At 58.3% G+C, this 25,442-nt stretch carries 27 protein-coding genes; 7 read left to right on the top strand and 20 right to left on the bottom strand.

The features are described 5' to 3' along the window. Positions 1-78: 78 nt before the first annotated feature. Positions 79-936, bottom strand: coding sequence for an SDR family oxidoreductase (locus ACW9HX_RS26000; RefSeq protein ID WP_457382787.1), 858 nt, complete (start codon positions 934-936; stop codon positions 79-81). Between the two features lie 187 nt (positions 937-1,123). Here ACW9HX_RS26000 and exbB point away from each other — a divergent pair, with 187 nt between their 5' ends. The 6 genes from exbB to ACW9HX_RS25970 all read left to right on the top strand — a co-directional run bounded on the left by exbB (position 1,124) and on the right by ACW9HX_RS25970 (position 7,966). After that, positions 1,124-2,116 (top strand): tonB-system energizer ExbB, encoded by a 993-nt coding sequence (gene exbB / locus ACW9HX_RS25995; protein WP_457382786.1) that lies wholly within the window; start codon positions 1,124-1,126, stop codon positions 2,114-2,116. 6 nt (positions 2,117-2,122) lie between these two features. Then, positions 2,123-2,551, top strand: coding sequence for a TonB system transport protein ExbD (exbD, locus tag ACW9HX_RS25990; protein WP_197868884.1), 429 nt, complete (start codon positions 2,123-2,125; stop codon positions 2,549-2,551). Continuing rightward, positions 2,548-3,294, top strand: a complete 747-nt coding sequence (locus ACW9HX_RS25985; RefSeq protein ID WP_457382785.1) for an energy transducer TonB family protein — start codon at positions 2,548-2,550, stop codon at positions 3,292-3,294. The genes exbD and ACW9HX_RS25985 overlap by 4 nt, the downstream gene beginning before the upstream one ends. 177 nt (positions 3,295-3,471) lie before the next feature. Continuing rightward, on the top strand, positions 3,472-4,401 hold the full coding sequence (locus tag ACW9HX_RS25980) for a hydrogen peroxide-inducible genes activator (RefSeq protein ID WP_007954418.1): 930 nt from the start codon (positions 3,472-3,474) through the stop codon (positions 4,399-4,401). Positions 4,402-4,410: 9 nt separating this feature from the next. Then, entirely contained in the window at positions 4,411-6,486 is a 2,076-nt protein-coding gene (gene recG / locus ACW9HX_RS25975) for an ATP-dependent DNA helicase RecG (protein ID WP_457382784.1), read from the top strand. Between the two features lie 79 nt (positions 6,487-6,565). Further along, positions 6,566-7,966, top strand: coding sequence for an aminoacyl-tRNA deacylase and HDOD domain-containing protein (locus ACW9HX_RS25970; RefSeq protein WP_085746809.1), 1,401 nt, complete (start codon positions 6,566-6,568; stop codon positions 7,964-7,966). Between the two features lie 109 nt (positions 7,967-8,075). Here the strand turns inward: ACW9HX_RS25970 and ACW9HX_RS25965 are convergent, their stop codons facing one another. Further along, a complete protein-coding gene (locus ACW9HX_RS25965) occupies positions 8,076-9,398 on the bottom strand; it encodes a hypothetical protein (protein WP_457382783.1) in 1,323 nt (440 codons plus the stop codon). Positions 9,399-9,546: 148 nt separating this feature from the next. Continuing rightward, positions 9,547-9,936, bottom strand: coding sequence for an SCP2 sterol-binding domain-containing protein (locus ACW9HX_RS25960; RefSeq protein ID WP_457382782.1), 390 nt, complete (start codon positions 9,934-9,936; stop codon positions 9,547-9,549). 587 nt (positions 9,937-10,523) lie between these two features. Here ACW9HX_RS25960 and ACW9HX_RS25955 point away from each other — a divergent pair. Beyond that, positions 10,524-10,901, top strand: a complete 378-nt coding sequence (locus ACW9HX_RS25955; RefSeq protein ID WP_457382781.1) for a DUF6124 family protein — start codon at positions 10,524-10,526, stop codon at positions 10,899-10,901. Between the two features lie 61 nt (positions 10,902-10,962). Here the strand turns inward: ACW9HX_RS25955 and ACW9HX_RS25950 are convergent, their stop codons facing one another. The 17 genes from ACW9HX_RS25950 to ACW9HX_RS25870 form a co-directional block, all read right to left on the bottom strand. Then, positions 10,963-12,051 (bottom strand): hypothetical protein, encoded by a 1,089-nt coding sequence (locus tag ACW9HX_RS25950; protein ID WP_457382780.1) that lies wholly within the window; start codon positions 12,049-12,051, stop codon positions 10,963-10,965. Between the two features lie 28 nt (positions 12,052-12,079). Continuing rightward, positions 12,080-13,072 (bottom strand): hypothetical protein, encoded by a 993-nt coding sequence (locus ACW9HX_RS25945; protein WP_457382779.1) that lies wholly within the window; start codon positions 13,070-13,072, stop codon positions 12,080-12,082. A 51-nt stretch (positions 13,073-13,123) separates the two neighbouring features. After that, the gene (locus ACW9HX_RS25940) at positions 13,124-13,879 is read right to left on the bottom strand and encodes a lysozyme inhibitor LprI family protein (RefSeq protein WP_457382778.1); all 756 of its coding nucleotides are present in this window, start codon (positions 13,877-13,879) and stop codon (positions 13,124-13,126) included. Positions 13,880-13,881: 2 nt separating this feature from the next. Further along, a complete protein-coding gene (locus tag ACW9HX_RS25935; RefSeq protein ID WP_457382777.1) occupies positions 13,882-14,733 on the bottom strand; it encodes a tetratricopeptide repeat protein in 852 nt (283 codons plus the stop codon). Beyond that, positions 14,720-15,265: a hypothetical protein gene (locus ACW9HX_RS25930; RefSeq protein ID WP_457382776.1), complete on the bottom strand. Its 546-nt coding sequence runs from the start codon at positions 15,263-15,265 to the stop codon at positions 14,720-14,722. The genes ACW9HX_RS25935 and ACW9HX_RS25930 overlap by 14 nt, the downstream gene beginning before the upstream one ends. Positions 15,266-15,269: 4 nt before the next feature. Further along, positions 15,270-15,776 (bottom strand): hypothetical protein, encoded by a 507-nt coding sequence (locus ACW9HX_RS25925; protein ID WP_457382775.1) that lies wholly within the window; start codon positions 15,774-15,776, stop codon positions 15,270-15,272. Positions 15,777-15,811: 35 nt separating this feature from the next. Then, complete coding sequence (locus tag ACW9HX_RS25920; RefSeq protein WP_457382774.1) at positions 15,812-16,321, bottom strand: hypothetical protein; 510 nt, start codon at positions 16,319-16,321, stop codon at positions 15,812-15,814. A gap of 130 nt (positions 16,322-16,451) precedes the next feature. Beyond that, positions 16,452-17,183: a hypothetical protein gene (locus ACW9HX_RS25915; RefSeq protein WP_457382773.1), complete on the bottom strand. Its 732-nt coding sequence runs from the start codon at positions 17,181-17,183 to the stop codon at positions 16,452-16,454. Between the two features lie 53 nt (positions 17,184-17,236). Further along, entirely contained in the window at positions 17,237-19,687 is a 2,451-nt protein-coding gene (locus ACW9HX_RS25910; RefSeq protein WP_457382772.1) for an alpha/beta hydrolase, read from the bottom strand. Between the two features lie 9 nt (positions 19,688-19,696). Then, positions 19,697-21,091, bottom strand: coding sequence for a TIGR01777 family oxidoreductase (locus tag ACW9HX_RS25905; protein WP_457382771.1), 1,395 nt, complete (start codon positions 21,089-21,091; stop codon positions 19,697-19,699). A gap of 99 nt (positions 21,092-21,190) precedes the next feature. After that, positions 21,191-21,787: a hypothetical protein gene (locus ACW9HX_RS25900; RefSeq protein WP_457382770.1), complete on the bottom strand. Its 597-nt coding sequence runs from the start codon at positions 21,785-21,787 to the stop codon at positions 21,191-21,193. A gap of 47 nt (positions 21,788-21,834) precedes the next feature. Continuing rightward, complete coding sequence (locus tag ACW9HX_RS25895) at positions 21,835-22,251, bottom strand: lysozyme inhibitor LprI family protein (RefSeq protein WP_457382769.1); 417 nt, start codon at positions 22,249-22,251, stop codon at positions 21,835-21,837. Further along, complete coding sequence (locus ACW9HX_RS25890) at positions 22,248-23,297, bottom strand: sel1 repeat family protein (RefSeq protein ID WP_457382768.1); 1,050 nt, start codon at positions 23,295-23,297, stop codon at positions 22,248-22,250. Before ACW9HX_RS25890 ends, ACW9HX_RS25895 begins: the two co-directional genes overlap by 4 nt. Before the next feature lie 21 nt (positions 23,298-23,318). Next, positions 23,319-23,780, bottom strand: coding sequence for an XAC2610-related protein (locus ACW9HX_RS25885; protein ID WP_457382767.1), 462 nt, complete (start codon positions 23,778-23,780; stop codon positions 23,319-23,321). 9 nt (positions 23,781-23,789) lie between these two features. After that, positions 23,790-24,221: a hypothetical protein gene (locus tag ACW9HX_RS25880; RefSeq protein ID WP_457382788.1), complete on the bottom strand. Its 432-nt coding sequence runs from the start codon at positions 24,219-24,221 to the stop codon at positions 23,790-23,792. A 28-nt stretch (positions 24,222-24,249) separates the two neighbouring features. Continuing rightward, on the bottom strand, positions 24,250-24,897 hold the full coding sequence (locus tag ACW9HX_RS25875; protein ID WP_457382766.1) for a hypothetical protein: 648 nt from the start codon (positions 24,895-24,897) through the stop codon (positions 24,250-24,252). Further along, the gene (locus ACW9HX_RS25870; protein WP_457382765.1) at positions 24,824-25,228 is read right to left on the bottom strand and encodes a hypothetical protein; all 405 of its coding nucleotides are present in this window, start codon (positions 25,226-25,228) and stop codon (positions 24,824-24,826) included. The genes ACW9HX_RS25875 and ACW9HX_RS25870 overlap by 74 nt, the downstream gene beginning before the upstream one ends. Between the last annotated feature and the right edge of the window lie 214 nt (positions 25,229-25,442).

The raw sequence follows: 25,442 nt of genomic DNA, 5'->3' as shown, positions 1-25,442 counted from the left end.
TCAGGCAATCAAGATGTCGCCTGACACGACGCCTTCGCGAGCAAGCCCGCTCCCACATTTACTGTGCAATGCCGGAAGTCAGCAGCGACCTTCAAGAATCGCGGCATACCCTTCGCGATAACTCGGATACCTCGGCACCCAGCCCAACGCCTTCGCCCGGGCATTGCTGCAACGCTTGCTGCCGGTTCGGCGCACGCTCTCGTCGTCCGACCATTCGGTGACACCCAGATACTCGCGCAACCACGCTACGACCTCGGCCAGCGGTGCCGGTGCATCGTCCACGCCGATGTAAATGTCATCCAGCGCCACACCCTTGCGATCCGCCTCCAGCAGAAACGCCATCAAACCCGCCGCGTCATCGGCATGGATACGATTGCCATACAACGGCGGATCGACCGCCACGCGATAGCCACGCCGCACCTGGGTCAGCAGCCATTCGCGACCCGGGCCGTAGATGCCGGTCAGACGCACGATGCTCACCGGAATACCGCTGTTGAGTGCAACCTGCTCAGCCTCCAGCATCAACCTGCCGGAATATCCGGCGGCAACCGTTTCGGATTTTTCATCAACCCATTCCCCGTCTTGCTGCCCATAAACACTGCTGCTGGAGACGAACAGCAACCGGTCTGGCACCTGTCCATAGTCGTTCAGCCAACCCAGCACATGCTGCAGGCCCTGCACATAAGCCGCGCGATAACCGGCTTCATCGTGCTCGGTCGCGGCCGCGCAATACACCAGATAATCCACGGCGCCGATCGGCCAGGTCTCGGGGCAATCTTCATTGAACAGGTCACCGGCCACACCGATGATGCCGTCCGGCAAGCGTGAAACATCCCGGCGCAGGCCATAAACCTGAAAGCCGGCAGCCAGTAATTGCCTGGCCAGACGGCTGCCGACATCGCCGCAACCGGCGATCAAAACAGAGGGCGCGGACATCAAAAATCTCCCATCGTAAAGCGACAGACTAGCCTTGGCAGGGGACGAGCGGCTAGCAATGAAGGAAAAAAAGCAACTCTATTACTTTTGTTAACAAGAATTACTTGCAATAATGCACGCCACTTTTGTTCTCGGCCTCACGAGGCCTGGAAGAGCATTACCGTTTTCTATCTCAGGTCCGGCCAGCATGACACGCAATCAAATCCCCGCTTCGCCAACCAACCGACCTCGCGCCTGGAGCACCGTGGCTGCCCTGTTGCTCAGCCTGATGCTGGCGCCGGTCGCCGCTTTCGCTGATGCTACTGCACCCGCCGCCCAGCCGACTGCCAACGCCACTCATGATGTGCCGAGAAATCCTGACGGCAGCGTTGACACCTCCTCCCTGCCACCGGAGGTACAAGATTCCCTGAAAAAGTTCGGTGAGCTGGCACAGCAGATCGATCCAGAGCAACTGGAACAAGACAATTCCCTTGGCATGGCCCACGACCTGTCGCCATGGGGCATGTACCAGAACGCCGACATCATCGTGAAAATCGTGATGATCGGTCTGGCCATCGCTTCGATCATCACCTGGACCATCTGGATCGCCAAGGGTTTTGAGCTGATGGGCGCCAAGCGTCGTCTGCGTGGCGAAATCGCTGCCCTGAAGAAAGCCGCCACCCTCAAGGAAGCCAGTGCTACTGCTGCGAAGGAAGGCACCCTCGCCAACCTGCTGGTGCATGACGCCCTCGAAGAGATGCGCCTGTCGGTCAACTCCCGCGAGAAAGAAGGCATCAAGGAACGCGTCAGCTTCCGCCTCGAGCGTCTGGTGGCTGCCTGTGGCCGCAACATGAGCAGCGGCACCGGTGTACTCGCCACCATCGGTTCCACCGCACCGTTCGTCGGTCTGTTCGGCACCGTGTGGGGCATCATGAACAGCTTCATCGGTATCGCCAAAACCCAGACCACCAACCTCGCCGTCGTGGCGCCGGGCATCGCGGAAGCGCTGCTGGCTACCGCACTGGGTCTGGTCGCTGCGATTCCGGCGGTTGTGATCTACAACGTGTTCGCCCGCTCCATCGCCGGTTACAAGGCTCAGGTGTCCGATGCGTCGGCAGAAGTCCTGTTGCTGGTCAGCCGCGACCTCGACCACCAGCCTGAGCGCAGCAGCTCGCAACCGCACATGGTGAAAGTGGGGTAATCGGCCATGGGCCTGCATTTGAAAGAAGGCGCAGACGACGATCTGGCCGAGAACCACGAAATCAACGTCACGCCGTTCATCGACGTGATGCTGGTGCTGTTGATCATCTTCATGGTGGCCGCTCCGTTGGCCACTGTGGACATCAAGGTCGACCTGCCTGCCTCGACCGCCAAACCGGCGCCGCGGCCGGAGAAGCCGGTGTTCCTCAGCGTGAAAGCTGACCAGCGCCTGTTCCTCGGCGAAGACGAAGTGAAGCCCGAAACCCTCGGGGCCATGCTAGACGCCCGGACCAAAGGCAAGAAAGACACGACAATCTTCTTCCAGGCCGACAAAGGCGTGGACTACGGCGACCTGATGAGCGTGATGGACAACCTGCGCGCTGCCGGTTATCTGAAGGTCGGTCTGGTCGGGCTCGAGAGCGCAGTCAAGAAATGATCACGACGCGCCATAAGCTGACGCGTTACGGCGGTAGTCTGGCCGTGGTGCTGGGCGTGCATGCGCTGGCCATCGCGCTGGCGCTGAACTGGACCACACGCCCGCCCCTCGAATTGCCGCCGCAGGCAATGATGGTCGAGCTGGCACCGGTTCCGGCCCCACCGCCGCCTGCACCGCCGAAAGTCGTCACGCCACCGCAGCCACCGGCTCCGGTCGAAGAACTGCCGATCCCGAAACTGGCCGAAGCACCCAAGGCAGAAATCGCCGTGCCCAAGCCTGTGAAGCCCAAGCCGAAGCCACAACCGCCAAAACCGGTTGAGAAGAAACCGGAGCCTGTGAAGGAGAAACCTTCCGAGGAAAAACCGGCAGAACCTCAGCAGACCCAGGCGCCAACAGAGAAATCCGCCCAGCCGGCACCGGGCCCGTCGCCAGCACAACTGGCGGCCAAGGCCAGTTGGCAAAGCACGCTGCTCGCACACCTGCAGAAATACAAGGATTATCCGGACAATGCCAGGTTACGTAACAAGACCGGAACCAACCGTCTGCGCTTCGTCGTCGACGGTGAAGGCAACGTACTGTCATTCGAACTGGTAGATAGCTCCGGCAACGCCGATCTGGATCGGGCCACCCTGAAAATGATCCGTCGTGCCCAACCGCTACCCAAGCCACCGGCCGACATGATGAAGAACGGCCCCATCGAACTTACTGCACCGTTTCTGTACACGATCGAAAAGCGCCGCTGAGTTGACTCAAGCCCGCAGGCGCCGCAGCCCACTGACAAAGGCACCGAAAGGTGCCTTTGTCATATCTGCAAACGGCAAACCGGCATTGCCCGGTGTCGCATTCATCACTCAGTCTGATAACGTGCGTCTATCGATTGCAGCCGGTATGCTTGGCCCGCATCTTCATGGACGCTTGCTATGACCCTCACAGAATTACGCTACATCGTTACCCTCGCCCAAGAGCAGCATTTCGGCCACGCGGCCGAGCGTTGCCACGTCAGCCAGCCGACCCTGTCGGTGGGCGTGAAAAAGCTTGAAGACGAACTCGGTGTGCTGATTTTCGAGCGCAGCAAAAGCGCCGTGCGCCTGACCCCGGTCGGCGAAGGCATCGTCGCCCAGGCGCAGAAAGTGCTGGAACAGGCCCAAGGCATTCGCGAACTGGCCCAGGCCGGCAAGAACCAGCTGACTGCCCCGCTGAAAGTCGGCGCGATCTACACCGTCGGCCCGTACTTGTTCCCGCACCTGATTCCACAACTGCACCGGGTCGCCCCGCAGATGCCGTTGTACATCGAAGAAAACTTCACCCACGTGCTGCGCGACAAACTGCGCAACGGCGAGCTGGACGCGATCATCATCGCCCTGCCGTTCAACGAAGCCGACGTGCTGACCCTGCAACTCTACGACGAGCCGTTCTACGTCCTGATGCCGGCCCAGCACCCGTGGACCCAGAAAGAATCCATCGACGCCGCCCTGCTCAACGACAAGAGCCTGCTGCTGCTCGGCGAAGGCCACTGCTTCCGCGATCAGGTGCTGGAAGCCTGCCCGACCCTGACCAAGGGCAACGACGGCGCCAAGCACACCACGGTCGAATCCAGCTCCCTGGAAACCATTCGCCACATGGTCGCGTCCGGCCTGGGCATTTCGATCCTGCCGCTGTCAGCGGTGGACAGCCATCACTACGCTCCGGGCGTGATCGAAGTGCGTCCGTTGTCGGCACCGGTGCCGTTCCGCACCGTGGCCATCGCCTGGCGCGCCAGCTTCCCACGGCCGAAAGCCATCGAGATTCTCGCCGACTCCATTCGCCTGTGCTCGGTCGCCAAACCCGCCGCGCCGGTCACGGCCGGTTAAGCCAGCGTCATGACTGAGCTGTCGCAGGTGTCGGTCACCGCACTCAAGGGTGTCGGTGAAGCCATGGCCGAGAAACTGGCCAAGGTCGGTCTGGAAAACCTCCAGGACGTGCTGTTCCACCTGCCGCTGCGTTATCAGGATCGCACCCGCGTGGTGCCGATCGGCGCGTTGCGGCCGGGGCAGGACGCCGTGGTCGAAGGCACCGTCAGCGGCGCCGACGTGGTCATGGGCCGGCGTCGCAGCCTCGTCGTGCGTTTGCAGGACGGCACCGGCGGCTTGAGCCTGCGCTTCTACCACTTCAGCAACGCGCAGAAAGAAGGCCTCAAGCGCGGCACGCGGATTCGCTGCTACGGCGAAGCCCGGCCCGGCGCCTCGGGGCTGGAGATCTACCACCCGGAATACCGCGCCATCAACGGCGACGAACCGCCGCCGGTGGATGAAACCCTGACCCCGGTCTACCCGCTGACCGAAGGCCTGACCCAGGCCCGTCTGCGCCAGTTGTGCATGCAGACCCTGACCCTGCTCAAACCGGCCACCCTGCCCGACTGGCTGCCGACTGAACTGGCCCGCGACTACCAACTGGCGCCGCTGGCCGACGCGATCCGCTACCTGCACAACCCGCCCGCCGATGCCGACGTCGACGAACTCGCTCTCGGCCATCACTGGGCCCAGCATCGTCTGGCTTTCGAAGAATTGCTGACCCATCAACTGTCCCAGCAGCGCCTGCGTGAAAGCATGCGCTCCCTGCGCGCGCCGGCGATGCCGAAAGCCACCAAGCTGCCGGCGAAATACCTGGCCAACCTTGGCTTCAACCCGACCGGCGCCCAGCAACGAGTCGGCAACGAAATCGCCTACGACCTCAGTCAGCACGAACCGATGCTGCGCCTGATTCAAGGCGACGTTGGCGCGGGCAAAACCGTGGTCGCCGCCCTCGCTGCGCTGCAAGCGCTGGAAGCGGGCTATCAGGTCGCGCTGATGGCGCCGACCGAGATCCTCGCCGAGCAGCACTTCATCACCTTCAAGCGCTGGCTCGAACCGCTGGGCATCGAGGTGGCGTGGCTGGCCGGCAAGCTCAAGGGCAAGAACCGCGTCGCCGCGCTCGAACAGATCGCCAGCGGCACGCCGATGGTGGTCGGCACCCACGCGCTGTTCCAGGACGAAGTGCAGTTCAAGAACCTCGCGCTGGTGATCATCGACGAACAACACCGCTTCGGCGTGCAGCAGCGTCTGGCGCTGCGGCAGAAAGGCGTCGGCGGGCGCATGTGCCCGCATCAACTGATCATGACCGCCACACCGATTCCCCGGACGCTGGCGATGAGCGCCTACGCCGACCTCGACACCTCGATCCTCGACGAACTGCCGCCCGGCCGAACCCCGGTCAACACCGTGCTGGTCACCGACACCCGCCGCGTCGAAGTCATCGAACGGGTGCGCAGCGCCTGCGCCGAGGGCCGTCAGGCCTATTGGGTGTGCACGCTGATTGAAGAATCCGAAGAGCTGACTTGCCAGGCCGCCGAAACCACGTTTGAAGACCTGACCGCCGCCCTCGGCGAACTGAAGGTCGGGCTGATCCACGGCCGCATGAAACCCGTCGAGAAAGCCGCCGTCATGGCCGAATTCAAGGCCGGCAACCTGCAACTGCTGGTCGCCACCACCGTGATCGAAGTCGGTGTGGACGTACCCAACGCCAGCCTGATGATCATCGAAAACCCTGAACGCCTGGGCCTCGCGCAGCTGCACCAGTTGCGCGGCCGCGTCGGTCGGGGCAGCGCGGTCAGCCATTGCGTGCTGCTCTACCATCCGCCGCTGTCACAGATCGGCCGCCAGCGCCTGGGCATCATGCGCGAGACCAACGACGGTTTCGTCATCGCCGAAAAAGACCTCGAACTGCGCGGCCCCGGCGAAATGCTCGGCACCCGCCAGACCGGCCTGCTGCAATTCAAGGTCGCGGACCTTATGCGCGACGCCGATTTGTTGCCTGCCGTGCGCGATGCCGCCCAGGCTTTGCTTGAGCGCTGGCCCACCCACGTCAGCCCGCTGCTCGACCGCTGGCTGCGACACGGGCAGCAATACGGCCAAGTGTGAGCACCGTCGCAGTTTCTGACAGCTCGTTCCAACCAAGCTGGTTATACTCCAGCAATTGTTTCAAAAACGGATACAGACCATGACCGAAGCTGCTCTCGCCCCCGAACTCCCGCACGCTCCGTCTGTTATTCGGCTGCTGCTCAACAAGCTGGGCGTCGCCTACGAAGAAGTGCTCGACCACCACGGCCTCAATGCCTCGCGCAAAGTGCAGGCCGTGTTGCTGGACGACGCGGTCGGTGCGCTGATGGTGCTGTTTCCACAGAGCCAGTTGCTGGATCTCAACCGCCTCGCCGAACTGACGGGCCGTCGCCTGACCGCCGTGTCCACCGAGCGCCTGGAAAAGATGCTCGGCAAACACAGCCTGAGCCTGCTGCCGGGCCTGCCGGCGCTGACCAGCTCGCCGTGCCTCTACGAAGAAAGCCTGCTGCGCGAGCCGAAGTTGCTGATCAACTCCGGCGAGCCGGGCCTGCTGCTGGAAATCGCCAGCGAAGACTTCAAGACCATGCTGACCAAGGCCAGCGCCGCCAACTTCGGCGAAGCCCTGAGCAGCATCCGCCCGAACCTCGACCGCCCGGACGATGACCGTGAGGAAATCACCCAGGCCGTTCAGGCGTTCACCGCGCGGCGCATCCAGCAGCGTCTGGAAGCGACCATCGAGATTCCACCGCTGGCCGAAACCGCACAAAAAATCATCAAGCTGCGCGTAGACCCGAACGCCACCATCGACGACATCACCGGCGTGGTCGAAACCGACCCGGCGCTGGCTGCGCAAGTGGTGAGCTGGGCGGCGTCGCCGTACTACGCCTCGCCGGGCAAGATCCGTTCGGTGGAAGACGCGATCGTCCGCGTGCTGGGCTTCGATCTGGTGATCAACCTGGCGCTGGGCCTGGCCCTTGGCAAGACCCTGAGCCTGCCCAAGGATCACCCGCAACACACCACGCCGTACTGGCAGCAGTCGATCTACACCGCCGCCGTCATCGAAGGCCTGACCCGCGCCATGCCGCGTGCCCAGCGCCCGGAATCCGGCCTGACCTACCTCGCCGGCCTGCTGCACAACTTCGGCTACCTGCTGCTGGCCCACGTGTTCCCGCCGCACTTCTCGCTGATCTGCCGTCACCTGGAGGTCAACCCGCACCTGTGCCACAGCTACGTCGAGCAACACCTGCTGGGCATCAGCCGCGAACAGATCGGCTCCTGGCTGATGCGCTACTGGGACATGCCCGACGAACTGGCCACCGCCCTGCGCTTCCAGCACGACCCGAACTACGACGGCGCCTACGCCGAATACCCGAACCTCGTCTGCCTGGCCGTGCGCCTGCTGCGCAGTCGCGGGATCGGCTCCGGGCCGGATGAGGACATTCCGGATGCGCTGCTGGAGCGTGTTGGTTTGACTCGCGACAAGGCCAATGACGTTGTCAGCAAAGTTCTTGAGGCGGAAGTGCTGCTGCGGGAACTGGCTTCGCAGTTTAGCCAGGCCTAAAAGCATCACGGGCAAGCCCACTCCCAAGAAGTGTGGCTTGCCCGCGATGCAGTCAACTCAAACCGCGCAACCGCATGATTGCGCATCGTCATTCATCTCAGCATGACTTTCAGCCGAGGTAACGCAGTACATTCCCCCGCATCGGAAAAGGCCCGCTCACATAACTGCCTACGACGATCTTGTTGTTCGCCAATACGATGCAATCCCGAAAATTATCGATACCGCGCTCGTCATTGAACTCGGTGAACACGCTCATAGTACCGTCGAACTTATAACGCGCCGTCACCAGCGAAGTATGCTCACCCACCCGATCACCACTACCTCGCCCACTGACGATGAGGGCGACAGGGATGCCTCCGGAATCCCTTTGTATCCCTCTCCGAAGCCATTTTTCCCCGCTCTTCAGAAGACGGGTATACAAGGGCTCTCCATTGTTGAAGACGAGGTTGAAACTCCCTGTGGGGGTCAACATGACTATCATCCCGTCATCGCTCGCCGATCCTAATGCGATGATGGCGCTGAGGCCATTCGTACCAGGCATCAATGCCATCGAAGCCAGGCTAAGCCAGTAACCAGGTCGGGTAATCACCACCAGTCCGCTATTATTGTTGCCGAATTGAGGGTTTATGTGACCGTTCGGGTCATAACAGACTAAATAGGCTTCGGGTTTTTCATTTGAATCGTGTCGAACAAAATCGCCACAGACCACTACGCTACCGTTCTCGTGCGCGATAACCGCCAGAGCATAGTTCCAACGACGCTTAATGTTCGGCAAGTCGATCAGCACAAAACCAATGCCATTGAAGGAGACATCCAGCGATCCGTCCGGATTGAGCCGTATGACCATACCTTGCAGATCATCAAATCCGTAAAAAACCGTACAACACAATAAAATCTTGCCGTCTGCCTGCACGGCGTAATTAACGCCGCCTTCTAGTCCAGCGATATCATCACTTTTTTTATCATCGTGGTGACCGGTCATTACCTGCACATTCGCTTTGGCACCAATAAGGCTCGCGACGTTGATGCGCTTCAGACCAGCGGTGCCAAAAGAATGATCCATGTCGCCATTCTCAAACTGACGCACCACCGCCAACTCGACTTGCTCATCGCATATGGCTGTCCCGACGATCAGGAATTTACCGTCGCCCGCAAGGTGCAGAAATCTTGGAGAAAAGAAAACTTCGGGAGGGGTCACAATTGGAGCTATACCGCCTTCACCAAACGTAGAATCACGTGAACCATCTGCGTTAAGTCTCACCACTTTACTCGGTGAGTTCTGTGACTCAGTCGTACCCAGAATGACGATTAGCTTTTCGTCTTTCAGCTCCCGTATTGCTACGGGCGTGCTGCCCAAAACATCAGGGAATGGTAGTGAAACGACTCCCCCCGCTCCGAATCCAGGATCAAGGGGGATTTGTGTTTGATTCATGACTGCGCTCCATTATGGATGAAATAAGCTTCCACAAAGCCATCCACAGTGGAGCACGCCGACACATTGGTTGACGCCTGTCAGATCTGACAGTTTTCAAGCCCTTGAAGGCCATATTCATGACTTTTTCGGACGAACAATAGCTCGCTTATCTGGTAGCAGACGATGCCTGCTTCTTTGGCTTCAAATACTTCATCAACCCCTGAAACCACATCACCAGCGCCGGATTCCCCTTGAGCTGGATCGACTTGTCCTGAATCCCCTGCATGAACGCCAGCTGCTTGTTCTTCGCCTGCATCGTGGCAAACCCGAACGCCGCGTCTTTAAAGGCAATCGCAAACGCCGGCTCCGCCACCACCCCGGACTTGCTGGTAATGCGCTGGTCTTTCACCACGAAATGCCGCGCCACCTTCCCGTCCAGAGTCTGTAGCTGAAACACCAGATCCTTGTCACCCAACTGCTGCTGGAACGCAGGATTTGTCCGACTGGCCTTACCCATCAACAGACCCAGCATCCACAGAAGAAAACGAAATTTCATGCGCACAGCCTCAAAAGGAAAATGAACGGCTGGGGGAGTGTAAGGGATTCGGATGGATTCGCCACTATCCAAGACTGATAGAAGACGATGCTGGACTTTTCCTGCCAGATGACTACCAAGTCACGATTTCCATCCCTAGCCTTGATCGTTCCCACGCTCCGCGTGGGAATGCATCCCGTGACGCTCCGCGTCGCACCATCCCCCCGTCCTACACCTGAAGAAACACATTCCTGTAGGAGCTGACGGAGGCAGCGATCTTTTGATCTTCTACCTCGCAAATCCTTGGGAAATGTCCTTCAAACTGCGGTGCTGTCCATGAACTAGGCAGGCTGGAACATCATCGATAGCCTCTGTGTGTCACCGCAAAATCGGTGACTCGGACGTGCAAGTCCGGTGGGGCACACAATCGCTTATGGCAATTCATCGGGCATTTTCCTATGCTCGCGGGTCGTTATGGCGGCTGTGTGTGGGAGGCTTCCGAGCCTGCCGGATAGCTCCACCGGTCTTGCACACCTATGCACAGCTGCCACCACTTTCGAAGTGCGAGCGAAAACGGTGTCGGCTCCTAAAACATGGAGCAAGACCTAATGATCAAACCAACACCGAATCCCCCTGAAATTCCGGAAAACCCGGAAACCTCCCCCTACGAATCCCCCGATTCGAAGAAGCTCCACGAAGCCGCCGAACGCGCCCTCGACCACCACTTCAAACCCAGCGCCCCACGCCCCAAACGCCTGGGCGGCCTGTTCGCCCTCTGCCCCAACGCCGACGCCGAAGCCCTCATGGCCAACGCCTCCGAAGACCTCCTGTCCATCAGCGCCTTCGCCGCCAACCTGGCCGACGACCTCGACGGCCCCCGCCGCTCGATGGCACTGGGCCTGAGCAGAATGGCGGACGGCGTGCGGTTAATGGTGGAAGGCACGCTCGATCACATTGAGTTTCGGGAGTATCAGGCCAAGCCGTAGCTGAATTGCGGGCGGAAAAAGGGGACGTTGAGTCCCCTTTTCCATTCTTCGGCAACAGCAACTAGCGAAAGTCCTCTGCGCTTTTTGGGGCCTTCTCTAGTCCGAAATCCGCCAACCGATGTACGTAAGCATGACCACCGGCATTACAGGACTGCCGGAATACAACTTTGTCCTCCTTGAGCACTGTCAGAAAACTCACGAAGGCCTGACTAACGAGGTAGGTGTACGCACCGCTTTTGAACTTGATGATGTTCAGGTTCACGCTGCCTTCCGACGCATCTACAACAAAGAACTTTCCCTTGGGTGGCATAGCATTCATCGGGTAGACCATCTCGATATTCCCCGGCACACCGTAGCGATACTGAACAGAACCGGCCGTGGGCTTGCTATTTCCCCGCGCACAAACAGAAACCGTCTTACCGCCCCGCAACGGGCAACTGAAGTAGATGTCTTCATCATCCGAGCACAACGTTCCATCCTGCCCGCCCTTCAATGGTGCCGTCTCCAGCGAAACGCGCTCCGGCTTCTTGGCGGCATCGGCACAGTTGGACAGGCAAACCAGCTTCGAAAGATCCGGAACATCGCTTTCAGTGAACAGGTACGTCGCTGAACCCTCACGGCTGCGGGCGTAATAAACGGGGACACTGACGGCCAGCCCTTTGGCCGATACCGGCACCTTGGTATCCCCGCCCGAGACAACCCAGCCTTCGGCCTCCCCGCATAACGCATCCAAAGCGACTTCACTGAACGAGTCTTTCGTTGGCACGGCAAGCGGCTTGGCATCACCTCGGCAGTCATAGCCATGCCAGTAGGGTCCAGTGTTCATATCAATGTCGATCGAGAAAACATAAGCGCCGTCGAGCACCACTTTGCCGCTGTCGTAGGTGAAAATCAGCCAGCGGCGCGTCTTCGCCTGGGAGTAGTTTTCTTCCTGAAGGATGTAGCGCTCGCCATCTCGATACAGCCAGAAGTCACTCATCGCCCCTGCCGGCTCCGCCGTCTCGGAAAGGCGCTGCCCGGAATGTGCGTCCACCAGAAAATTGTCTTTCAGCGCCAGCGCACAGTCGCTGTCAGCGTCCCTGCACGACGTGAGAGACGGGAACATCGGCCCCGCCACCGCAGAGAAAGAACACAGCAATAACGCGATCAAACCTAATCTTTTCAACTTGCCACCTGCTTCAAAGCGAGTAATCCATCACTTCTTCAAGCCGCCAGCATTGCCCACGAACAAACCGATACTCGAAGACATAATCGGTATCCGGTTTCTGCAGGATGGCGACGGCGTGATCACCCTGCTCTTCCTTGACGGTCAACGTCAGGCCCTGGGTCTCTCGCTTCGCTGCATCCGGAATGATCGGGAACTTGAGTTGATCGCCGCTGAGACTGCTTTTCTGCATCTCAGGCTCGGGATCACCGGCTACGGTCGTGACCATTTTCAGCGGCTGTTGGACGAAGGCTTTCTGCACGTCTGCGCGTTCAGAGAAGGCTGAGAGGAACGCTGAAAAGTTGGGTGAGGGGCAAGCAGCACCGGCCTTGTCACCATCAGTTTTGAGTGGCTTCTGACGGTTGCCCTGTTCCAGTTTCGAATCCGAAATCATCCTTCCATCCAGATCCGCCAAGTACTTCTTGATGCTCGTCGCATCCTTGTAAGCACACTCGACTTCTACGCCATCTTCCTTATCTATACCGTCACGGCAGTTCTGCAACTCGGGGTCTGGCGGGTCACCACGAAAGAACTGCAAAGCCAAGTGGTCGCCGTCCTTGAAGAGCGGCAGTTCCAGCACCGAATAGGAATCTCCTTCGAAATGCTCGTGCAGAATTTTGTGTTTTGTCAGGACAAACATGGACTTCCCCGCTCGCTCAGGGAATTTGCGCTCGAAGAAGAACACCGAGGCAATCTGTTCGTCTTCAACCTTCCACACATAATTCAGCGAAGGCTTCACCGCATTCATGGGCGAGTAGAAAATCTCGGCACCAGGCACATGCAAGCCCCTGACCTGATCCTTGAGGTTGTTCTTCAAAAAGAACACCGTGATCTTTTGATCACCCAACGAAGCAACCACCGGGGGATGCAGTTCTGCGATGGTTTGTGGGTCGCTTGCCGATGCCGGCTGAGTCGACAAGCCGGCGATGAGCCCTAGCACACCAAGACAACTTGAAAGCTTGTTCAATTCCGATCACTTCCCTGCTGATCAATCTTCTAAATATTCACGCTGATGGTTTCACGAAGACTCAGGTGCGCCGCACTTCAGCTCTTTGATCTGCTCGTTCTGAATCGGAATTACACAGGCGAGACGCTTGGCTTCAGCAGAACGAAGCTCTGTCAGGCTAAGCGTCACATGCAAACCATCTTCCGCGAACACATGATCCTCAAACCCCGCAGAGGAATAACCCGACCAAAACGGTTTGCCGTCAAAGCTGCAAAACCGCGTAGAGGAAAGCACCTTCCAGTTACCATCTGGTGCAACAATTTGAACGTTCAGGCATGGGTTGCCAAACGTAGTGATATAGCGAACCACAACATCGCCGAAACGCTGAGAAGCAGCTTTCGAAACGTTAACGACATCGACCACCTCACTCGGGCCATCAGGTGCGATAGCGTCAAGATAGACGGCACGCTCCAGACTCATTCTGGTGACGCATTTGTTGATAACCATGGTATGCGCCGCCGACCCGAATTGTGCAGCCGTGGTTTCAAGGGGGCACGTGGCGTCGCGCAACTTAATCCAGGCCCGTTGCGAGTCTCTGGCGATGACCATGAAAGCCTTCCCCTCCTCAGGCTCAGACTCCCACCCAGACTCGAACCGAGCTAACAATTTCTTGTAGCTGGCATTGAGTTTCGCGTCGGCATCGTTCCGCTCAGCTTCCACGCACTCGTCGTATTGCCAGCTCACCGTGATGACTTTGCAGTTGTCCTCAGCGAGCGCGATTGAAGCGGACAGCAGCCCTAAGGACAACGCGATAAAGCGCACAAACATGTTCAATGTTTCATTCCCTGAATGACGGATCGCTCAACTACGCGTTGAGGTATTTTCTGCGCCTTGCCGTCGGCGCTCATCGCGTCGCGGTACTGGCTGTAATAACGCTGCGCTTCGTCTTTGCGATCAAGGCGCCAGAGTGAATCGGCGATGTTCAACATCAGCACTGTGCGCTTACCGACGGCCTCAACGCCGCGATAGAACTTCAGCGCCAGCGCATCGTTGCCGCCCTCTGCTAAAAAGAAGCCAAGATCATTGAGGCCCTGCACATTGCGAGCCGGCGGATGGCAAGCCATGTACGAATCCGCCCCCATGATCAGGCTCCATTCGATCTCGCTGGCTCGATATTGCGCAGATTCAATGTTCGAGAGGGTTTTCAGTAGTGCCTGTGGGGAAGGTGTCTCCATTTCAGGTTTGAGTACTTCACCCTCGTCGGTAGTCCAGCTATTGCCCACCCATTTACCAGCGCAGAACTGATCATCACGCTGAAGCAGGACACAACCGGTCTCCATCGAAATCACATCGCAGTAACTTCGTGACTGGAAGCTGTCTTCACCACTCCCGTCTGACAACATTCCATACATCGTTTGGTTCACGAGCAAGGTCTTCCTGTCAGGGCTAAGCCATCGAGGAAGGACTTCGACCCCAATATCGGTTCCGTAGAGCGGGAATGTTTTTCCGTTCGCGGTAAAGGTCGCACTTGCCGCTTCCACTGAGTGTTCGGGCCATACCTTGGCTTTCAAATGCAATGTCAGTGTGTGCCCGTCGACTCCAGTGACTCGCACTTCTTCTGCCGTAGCGCCATTCGCCAGCAGCAGACTCGCGAGCAATAGCGCGGATCTAAGGCTGCCCATAGTCGATCCTTTTAACCGCAGGGCTTGCTTGCTGTAACTGTCTTTCAGTGACGCCATAAGCCTCTATGAGCCCTTCCCAGGAACCCTTCGAACCAAACGACCGATAACTATTGCTGTAGCTGTAATGCTCCAACCTTCCAGCGGTGGAGTAATACCCGCGCCACTCCGGGCAGGACCCACACCCGCCATAACCGCCGATGAACACCAGGCTGCCCTTGCTTCCTTTTACACAATCCATCTCCACTGCCACGTTACTCAGCATCTGAGTCTTCTTACCGTCAGACGTGAGCTGTGAAACCTTGTCGATATTGCGCCGCAACACTTTGCCGCCAATGTTGATCGTCTGATCGGAGCAGACCGGGATGAGGTGGGTTTCTGCGTCATCCACCGTCACGGATCGGCAGGACGACACCATCACCACTTCAACGCCACCACACTGCATGACATCGCGTTGGGTGTAGGCGTCCTTGGGAGCGGCGAATGCTGGAAACGAGAGCAGCAGCGAAAGGCTGCTCGCAAGAAGACGATTCATCCACTCACTCCTCATCGATCGACGGCGATTCCACGTCGGTCATGCCAAGCAGCCGGAACTCGTTGTTCACGAATTCGTAGTACCGATCCCGGTTACGGTTTTCCAGGCGATTTCCCTGGGCGTCTTCTTCGCCATCGAGCGTGACGCCGGAAATGATGATCAAGCGACTATCGGGCAGGTACGTCGTGTCGAAAGTGCTGCCGTCGTAGGCATTCGGAAGACCACCAACGACATCACCGGTCTGGGCGTCCAGCACTTCGCCGCAAATGGCGCCGCCGCCACAGCCGAACCTGTACAGGATGTAATGGCCGGCGAAGTTGACCTTGCCTTGCAGGATCTTCGCCCGGGTGCTGTCCATGACCGGGTTGCTTTGTTCCTGCTGCACCGGCTCATGGTTGGGGCCGCTGAAAATGGGGGTGACGGCGTAATCCTTGAAGTCGGGATCGGCGGCGAATGCTATGGAAGTGGCAGCTGAAAGCAAGCTGCCGAGAACAATCGAAAATCCTTTCAAGTACTAACTCCATAACTGCAGTGGGAACCGTTGGCTTACTCAGACTGACCTTCATAACGCTGTGTTTGCGGGTTGAATTGCCACAGATGTGGCCGGGTCATGGCTACGTTATTTTTGTAGCGAATCTGGGCGCGCTTATCCCTGATGTAGGAATAGATCTCGATGTCTTTGAAGTCGCCGCCGTTCTTGGGCGGACCGTCCAGAACCTTGACCCCGGCGAAATACTCGCCACCCGCATGCTTCAAATAACCATGGCACTGAATCAGGAAGGCAAAGGTCAAGTCACCAGCCGAGCCGTGACTGGAATAGGAAGTGAAAATAAAGTCCTCTTGGCCGTCGCCATTGAGGTCGCCGCGGTATACCACCTTACCTTCTTCCCGCCTGAATCTGTCGTCGTAGAAACTTGAGTGTATGTCCAGGACGTAATCAGCTCTTTCCACCCATTGTGAGAGGAAGTTTTTTGTATCGCTTTCCTCGTTGCAGAAATCCGACGCCATCCCTGCCATCGGCAGCCAGCTCATACATAACAACAACAGTCTTTTCACTTCATTTCCTTTGAACTAACCCGTCTCAATTCAGCGGGAGTGTTTTTCCATTCGCAGCAAAGGGCGCGCTCGCCGTAGCGCCATTCGCCAGCAACATTTCACGCGGTAACTCCGTTCGGTCTTCGCAGGCTTACTCAAAAGCCATGCTGCGCACCGCTGTTTTGATTTGTTCAAATCCTTCGGCGCTGATCGCCAGCGGGGTGGCCGAGCCTGATTCCGCCGAGCCGATCAACACGCTTTCGCCGCGCAGCAGGCAAAACGCGACGCGAGTGATGTGGCGTCGTGACTTGTCATGAAAACCGAAGATAAAACCCGAAGACTTCTCTCCACCTAATGCCTCGAAGGTGTATCTGTTCTTGGGCCCAGCCAGCGACGTAGGCTCCCAACCGTGATCGGTCAGGGTCGCCGGGCATCTACGGTCGTTGTCATCACGCAGGACTTGCAGCGCGATGGAGTCATTTTCCAGAGGCTTCCGGGCCGTGAGCAAGGAGAAGCTATCAGCGCTTTCACATGCCGCGCCAAACCACGGCTGACTCAAGTTACCGGACTTCTCGAAATGCCAGTCATAGCCACTCGACGTTTCCGCCTGCCACATGCCAGGTGCGTTGGCCCGAGTGGGCAGTTGTTTGTCCGCAACGAACACCAGATAAAAGCTTTCGAACGTCAGCCATTGATCCTGTAACAGCGGCATGGAGAACCGGCATGAGTCCAGCTCGACAGCTGCCTGGACAGGGCCGTGCGCAACAGCTGACTGGCCCGACTTACCCCCAACCACAATGGCATCGGCGGCCACGGCCGTCGGTACCAGAGCAATACAGCCGAGTAGCGAACCCAACAGCCATGAAGGCTTGATTAAACCCATCAATCCATATCCCTGTGCATAACGTTATCGACTACTTCTTGACCGCAGCCGGCTCATCCTTTGTTCACAGGATTGATCAGCTCTAGCTCACCATCGAGGTACAGCACCTCACACCCCACCCAAGCTGGATCAACCTGCGGCATCACCGCCGAAGGCTTACGCAATTCACGCAACAACGTCGAACCATGCGACAACCGCCCGCCCATCCGCGCAATCACCGCCCGCGCGGCCTGATAGTGCGCGTGACGCCCGGGATCGAGGGTGTCTTCCAGCAAGATGTCTTCGCCAAGGATGCCCCGCACCTGCCCCGGGTAAATCATGAATCCGGTGGCCTGTTCGGCACCTTCGCGGCCGTCCTGCCAGAAGCTGCCGTCGCGCGTGCGGATGTCCGGGTGCGGCGCAAACCAGTGTTCGCGATCCGCCAGCGGCATGGCGTGATGCAGGCGGAAGAAGATGCGCATCAGGTTGTCGCGATACCACTCGCGCACTTGCAGGTAGTAACCACGCAGGCCCGGCAGGCCGGTCGAATGCGCGAGGCGAATCAGCCCTGACCATTGCGGGAAGGCCTGTAATGGCAACGCGCTCGATACGGGTCGAGGTGTGGCCGGATCGGTCTCCCACGGCAGCCGATGAGGGCTGTTTTCCAGGTTGTCGTAAGCGGTGGGTGGTCGGCCCAGCCAGTCCCCGCCGCTACTGGCCAGCGCCGTGGCGATGCACAGATTGCCCTGTACTACGAACACATAGAACCGAGTGAACCAGTCGGCCAGTTGCTGACCGTCAGTACCCTGGGCGACGAGGTCGGTCAGCTCCCGGTCGAAGCGCTGCAAGCCGCGCTCAAGGCTCAGCAAATGCCCGCGAGCGATACGCTGCATGCGCAGGAACAACGGCAGCGAACGCAACATCCGCAGCGGTCGCCACGGCAGATGCGGAGTCGCGCCGCCGACTTCGCCGGCATAGTTGCTGGCGCTGATGCCCCAGTCGGCCAACCTTGCGAGAAACAGGTCGTTGTTGATGTAGGACGCGCCGCCAAATACAGCCGTGAACGGTTCGTTGTCCTGCAACACCCGCGCATCCCAACGGGCCATGATCGCCGGAATGCTCGCGGCGGCCCGGCGCTGGGCGTACTCCACCAGCACGCTGGGTTGCGGCGGCAGGATCTCGGCGATATTGGCGGCCGTCAGGTGCCGGCGCCAGCCGTAGTCGCTGATCGGCCGGTATTGCAGCAGCCACAGCTGCGTACCGTCCCAGGCCCATTCGACATCGCCCGGCACATAGTGAAACACCCGCAAGACATCCTGGAGAAAGCGCCACAGCACGTCTTCGGTCAACCCATGGGCGGCCGTGAACGTGCCACTGCGCCAGGCATCGCCGAGCCGCGAAAGCGTCGCTCGTTCCGGGCTGATCTGACCGTCGGCAAGGGACTCAAGATGACCTTCAACCCATTCGAGCTCCACCGACAGATGACGCACAAACGCGATACCCGACATCTGCGGCGTGATGAAGCGCTGCACCACCACTTCCTCGACACCTTCGGCAGTCAGCTCGGCGATGCGAGCCGGCACGTTGGCGGCCGGCTCGCGCAGGTAGGTCGTGCTCAAACCGGCATTCGCCGAGTCGGCCTGATCTTCGCCATAACTGGAGGAACGCACCGCCCAGGTCGCCTGTGGTTGGCGGGCGAGGAAGGTCGGTAGTCGCGGGTCGTTGCAATCGTTGAGGGTCAGCGCCGCCGGCACCGCTTGCCGGGCCAGTTCCGCCAGACGCAAACGCCCGCCCTTGGTGTGCGCGACGAAGCCGCACTCGCCCGACTCCAGCCACTGCGCAAACTGCGCGGGCGCGTCGATCCACGGGTAATGACCCCAACCGGGTTTCAGGCTGATGGTCAGATCTGCGCGCGCAAGAATCGCCGACCATGCCGCCGCTTGCTCGATGCCGAGCACCTTGTCCTGATCGCCCCAGACCAGTTCGACCGGGTCGGTGATCCACTCCAGCAAGGGCAGCGCGGTGTCGGCACGGATCAGATCCCAGTGCGGCACAAACGCACGACAGCGCGCATAACCGGCGCCCATGCGCTGGTACTGCGCGGGTGTCCAGGTCTGGTTGGAGAACTTGCGTGCGAACAGCGTGGGTTTGTTCGACAGCAGCCAATGAATGGACTTGCGGATCGGCAGCGGTGACATCAGCGCCGGCAATCGGCGCTGCCACAAAAAGGCGCCCACCGGCGCCAGCAACACACTGCGAGAAAAGTGCCCGGGCCGACGTTGCAGTGCATGCAGCACCAGCAACGCGTTGACCCCGACGGCCATGATCGCGCTGCCCTGTTGCGTCATCGCCAACAAGGTCTGGGCGTAAGCCGCCAGATCCTCGCAGGGCGGCTGCGGGTTGGCGCCGAAGCCCGGCAGCTCCAGCGGCACCACGTCGTAACGCTGAAAATGCGGCAGCGCGTCATCCCACCAATCGGCGGCGCTGCCGTTGCCGGCCAGCAGGTACATCAGGGGCTTGCTCATGGGCGATCCTCAGGCCAGATCGCGCAGTGCGGCGTCGAGGGTCGGATAGCGGAACGTGTAGCCCGCATCGCTCAAACGCTGCGGCACCACACGCTGACCGTCGAAGAACAACTGAGCCATTTCCCCGGCCAACGCACGCACTGGCGCTGCTGGAATGTGGAACCATACCGGGCGCTTGAGAACCTTGCCGACGTTCTCGGCGAAGGCTGCCTGACTGACGGTTTCGGGGGCGACCATGTTGTAGGTGCCGCGCAAATTTTCATCGTGGAAGGATCGAGCGATCACCTGAATCACATCGTCGCGATGCACCCAACTCATGATCTGCCGACCATCACCCATGCGCCCGCCGAAGCCCAGGCGGAACGGGATCAGCAATGGCAACAACGCACCGCCTGGCCCAAACACCACGCCGAGGCGCAGCACGACCTGACGCACGCCAAATTCGGTCGCCGGTTGCGCCGCCGCTTCCCAACGCGCACAGAGCTCAGCCATGAAACCGTTACCCTTGCTGGCCTGTTCATCGAGGCTTTCGCTGGCATCGCGCACACCGTAATAGCCGATGGCCGAGGCCTGAATCCACAGAGCGGGTTTATGGCTCGTGTGCTTCAGCCAGGTCATCAAGGCTTCGGTGGTATCGACCCGACTGGCGAGCAGTTGCGCCTGCCGCTCGGGGCTCCAACGTGGGCCGGCGACCGGTGCGCCGGCGAGGTTGATCACCACGTCGAAGGGTTCGTCGCGGCCGAGTTCGCTCAACGACCGCACACAACGGACGCGACCGTCGAACAGGGCCGCCGCTTTCAACGGATCCCGCGCCAACACGCTGACCGTATGGCCGGCGTCGAGTAATTGATTGACCACGGCTTCACCGATAAACCCGGTGCCACCGGTGATCAGCACACGCTTGTAGGCGCCGCCGACAAAGGGGTTGGACTTGCTCACGGTTCTTTCTGGTGGGGATTTCCGACGATCATGGCGCAGCAACCAGATCAGCGGCGGCAACAGCACCAGCAGCGCGAAACCGTCGAGCCACAGATGCGACCAGACCTGTTTTTGCGCTGAAAGCCACATGTCCTGCGGCGCCCATAACAGGATGCCCGCCATCAACCAGCCCCAAATTGCGGGAGCTTTAAGACGGTTGCCGAGGTGCACCAACGCGAGCATGTACAGCGAATAACTTTGCAGCGTCGCGCCGAACAACGCGAGCCACCAGACCTGCTGCTCGTGACCGGCAGCAGGAACCGCATCCGCGCCCCAAAACGCGAGTTCGAGGGTGTGCAAATAGCCGTCGAGTAATCCGGAATGACCGGCCCAGGTCAGCGTGAGACCGGCGAGCACATGCACGATCGCGGCGGCATACAGCCAAAGCACCATCGCGGGGCGAAGAGAGAAAGAGGGGGCTGGCATTCCGTGTCCTGAGCGCGTTCCTTGAGGGCGGGGAGTTTAAAGGAAAATGGGGGTTGTCAGTCGCGCGAAGACAAAACGTTTGGTTGCGTTCAGTGATCTCTATTGCGCGGAGTGAGCGTCGATCACGCCGAATAAACTCTTCAACCTGGCAATATCCTCTTCGTAAAAGCCATTACATTGGGTGACGACTACATATTCAGAGCCGGTCGCTTTTCCATGGGTACTGCATACAAGTCCAAAACCTTCCCCGCCACCCTGTCGTTCATACACGACATCCCGCGCATCCATCAGTACCCAGCCTGGCATCGCCAGTTTTTTAGTGGCTGATTCGGGCAACTGATCGAAATACATGATTCCCTCAGCATTCGGCAACTTGACGAGCAAGTTGTAGGGCGACGACAAAGCACTCATCCCCACCGTTTTCTTGACCTCGTTGAGGTCATGACCCCGCACGATAAATGTAGAGAGGCGGTCTATATCACTCTCATAAGCTGGATGATTGCGCGGCGACAGCTTCAAGACTTCCACGGTGCCCTCGTTGAGGCAACTGACCACCTCAAGGGTTGATTGGACGTCATGAAACTCGCAGGTGGATTCTTGAGCAAACACTGTCGGTGATAGAAGTGCCGTGCAGAACGCGAAAACCCAGGTGAAACAAGATTGGGGCACGCTCAATTGAATGGCCTTTTTACGCATTTCCATATCCCCACCCAACCAAGCAAAAAACATTAATCAGCACAACATCAATGTGCCGGAAGGATACCGTCCAAATATAAAGCTCTCTCCAGACTCATCTTCGCGGCGCATCTGTTCAGATCTGCAGAATAGGATGTCGTGTCCCATTCATTCTCAAACCCCTCAAGCCTGCAGTTCGAATCCCTCAGCTTTATCCACGCCCGCTGGGAGTTTTTCAGTCGATCTAGAAACGCCTTATGCTCTTCATGCCGAGACTGGTACTGAAAAATATACCGAGTCCCTGCTCTATCAATCACCGCTTCGTAACTGTCATTAAGCACGCGATCGGCAGCCTTCATCGCTTTTTCTGCGCACTCGTCACGTTGCCCAGCCGCTACTGCCTCACAACCTGCATCTTGGGAAAAACTGACTGACGAGACTGACATCGCCACAAATGCACAGAACATCCAACGCGCGACATTCACTGAGTGCCACCTGCGCCAATACATTCAATTGAGTTGTCCATGACGACGCCTCGGGCCGACAAGCGCTCGACCGCAGCAGGGCCCGACTTAAGCTCGGTCTTGCTGGCCTCGCGGTAACAGGCCATTGCACGGGGCAGATCAGCAGCGACGACAGTGCCGGCTTCGTAGACGTCACCCAATCGCAGGAATGCATGGGTAGAGCCTCGTAGCGCGGCGCTTTCCAATGTCGCCATCGATTTTTGCGGATCGATGCAGGCCTTGTGATCGCCGTACTCACCCTCATCGCAGTAAAACAAGGAGAGGAACACGCCATCGTCGGGATTACTCTGAAATGCCTGATTCATGAGCTCCAGAATCTGTTCATTCGGCAATCGCGGTGCCTGCCCGGAAAGACTGATTCCCGCGGCCGCCACTGCCGCCTGGGCCGAGCCTTTGCGGGCACCGTCCACATAGCTGTCCAGCGCTGCCGCGTACAAAGAGACACCGGATTCACCTGATGCCTTGTTGACCAGCCGATCGAACATCACGCCTTTCTTCAACTCGCGCTCACCGGGTGAAGGGTGATCTGTTTGAGCCACGTCATCCATCACCGCTTCGAGCGTCCAGTCTTCAACACTGTTCAGCACCCAGCAGTCGCTGTGTTTGAAGACGAAAATCTTCAAGAAGGTACCCTGCTGATCACGCACGACCACCCTGTTCGGAAACGCGATCTCGGTAGACAGGCTCAACGCGGCAGCATTTTCCGTACCCAGCACGCTCAATTCATCGGCGGGCAAATGCTTGACGCTGCGCACGACAACCTTGGGTATGTTGCCTTCAGCCACGACATGAGTTGCCTGAATCGGCGACGCGGTAAACGCTTTCTGTACCGCCGAGTCCGATGAAAAGACTTTGACGAAGTCAGCGAAGTTGTTAGCCGGGCATTGCTGTTCAGTAGAGGCGAAGGCGCTTGTGAACAGGCCGGTGCTCAACAATGCAATGGAAAGCCACTGATTCAGCCTGCGTGTTGTCATACCGCAACTCGGTACCGCAAAAAATCGTTTCAACAGTGTTCTTCCTTGAGCCATTCAGGTCTTGCGTTTGGTGAATCGGGTAATGCATTGCTCTGGCCCGTTCATGCCCCAATAAGTGCTGAGCAACGCCTTACGCTTTTCGTCTACGCGCAGGTTGACGAAGCCATCGCCGCAATCGGGCGTAGCCTCTTCGAAACGGTTTGTCTCAGGTTGGTAGATGAACACTCTGAAGTAGGAGTAAGTACCCATACCGTCATCAATCTGCCAGACAGAAAAGTCCTTCATACCGTCGAAATTGAAATCGCCGATCTGCATATGCAGCGGTTTTTCCGCTTGAAAATCGATTGTCTGCAACTCGCTATGGGCTGCGCTTTTAACGGAGACGTTCAGCGTGGAACCTTCGAGAACCAATGTTGCTTCGACGCCTTGGATGGGACTAAACGTGGTGGTTTCGGCCCACACCGGCACTGTCCACAACAGCCCGAGCAGTGATAGCGCCAGAGTTTTGAATGGCATGCGCTCGCCCTACTCCCACTTGCATCCGGACTCCAGTGTCGAGTCGACAACGGTATTGACCATGAAACTGTATGTCTTGCCGTTGGACTTCTTCGAGTACGACATCGAGACAATCTGCGAGCCTTGAGTCATCAGTTCGTAGGTGCCCGTTACTTTGCCGTAAACCACTTCAGACCAAGTCCGGGTGTGTTGCCAAGGGGCTTCCGGGTCGAGGATTTCGCTTTCGGAGTCGGTCAGCACAATGGAAATCGGCTCGCTGGACTTGGCGTACTTGACGAATCCACCTGACCATTTGCTGGATGAGTCGTAGTAGGTACGCAATTCGAACTTCACCGGGCTGTCCTGTGAAAGTTCGAAGCAAAGTGATTCGGTGGTGACCTCCGCATAAGCCATCAGGGGGAAGAGGCTGACCAGCAGAAGAAGTGCTTTTTTCACGTTCATTTCCTTATGAGAGATCAGGGGCACGGGCCTATTCCGATCCCGCTACACACTGACCGTCCCGAAGATTAGGAGCCAGCGCCCGATTTCCCAACAGATACCAACTCGCAAGCGACTGACTCTCGCAATAAGCGTTCTTCTCGGCATCGTAATAAAACGCGACCTTGTGCTTGGCCATCCCGCCCCGGTTGGGGACGAACAACTCGACGGCGAACACGACATCGGGCAAAGCAGTTTTTCTATCCGACATCAGCGTGGGTGGTCCCAGAAACTTACAGGGCACGCCGTCAAAAGGCAGATCCAACCGGCCGTCCTGATACCTGTAAATCGCGCAAATGCCATTCGGATCTTCAATCACCACGGCAGCCATCGTTCCACCGCTCCAGCTCACGACGCCATCTGCAATGGCGCGAAAACTCTCGGCAGGCATTTGGTCTTCCTTCGTGAGTGCGGCGACCATCGCGGTGGGCATTGTATGGCTTGTACTGACACCGGCTGGCGCTGCGTTTGCGGACAACGCCCACGTCAACGCCAGGAACAACAGGGGAACGACTTTCACTTTGACTCTCCGATGGCGTGGCTGACCGATGTGCAATGCACGATCCTTACTGCGCCGTACATACAGGTTCAGCGAGATGTTCACCATCAACGCGGAATTTGCATAATTCGGTAGTTTCATTCACTCCAACCAGCGACATCAGCTTGAAGGTCAACTGCAATTCGGTGTCGAAAAACGTGGCCCTATCCAATGAGACATCGGAGAAGCCGTTGTTAAAGTTCTTCCCTTCAATGTCGCAGAACTCCATCGAGTCGCTCGCTGCTCCTTGTCCCCCAGGCTTGAGAATCTGAATATTGACGCAGGGACTATCGAACGTTTGGTAGTAACGGACCAGTTTTCCGGAAACGTAAGCGACATCGGCTTTGTATATATCGACGACCGGCCCTCGTGCGTTGCCTGCAAATGCACAACATGAAAAACACAAAACTGAAAACAGCGACAATCCTTTCAAGACTCACCCACTCCATAAACCTGCTGATCAAATGCTTTAGTTCACTGTTTACTCTTGTCCGGAGCCAAAGCCAATTGACGGGCTCGCTCTATCGTCGCGCGGATCAAGCAGGAATTTGACCACTCCCCGAAAACCGATTTAGATGATTTCGTCTCCACAAATAAATCTGAGAATCATCTGGCCGGCCTCCCCACCTCACGGAGGTGGCGCAAAA

This window comes from Pseudomonas sp. SDO52101_S400, assembly GCF_054071635.1.
Note: the sequence above shows the minus strand (reverse complement) of the source record. Positions and strands in the feature narration are given on the sequence as shown.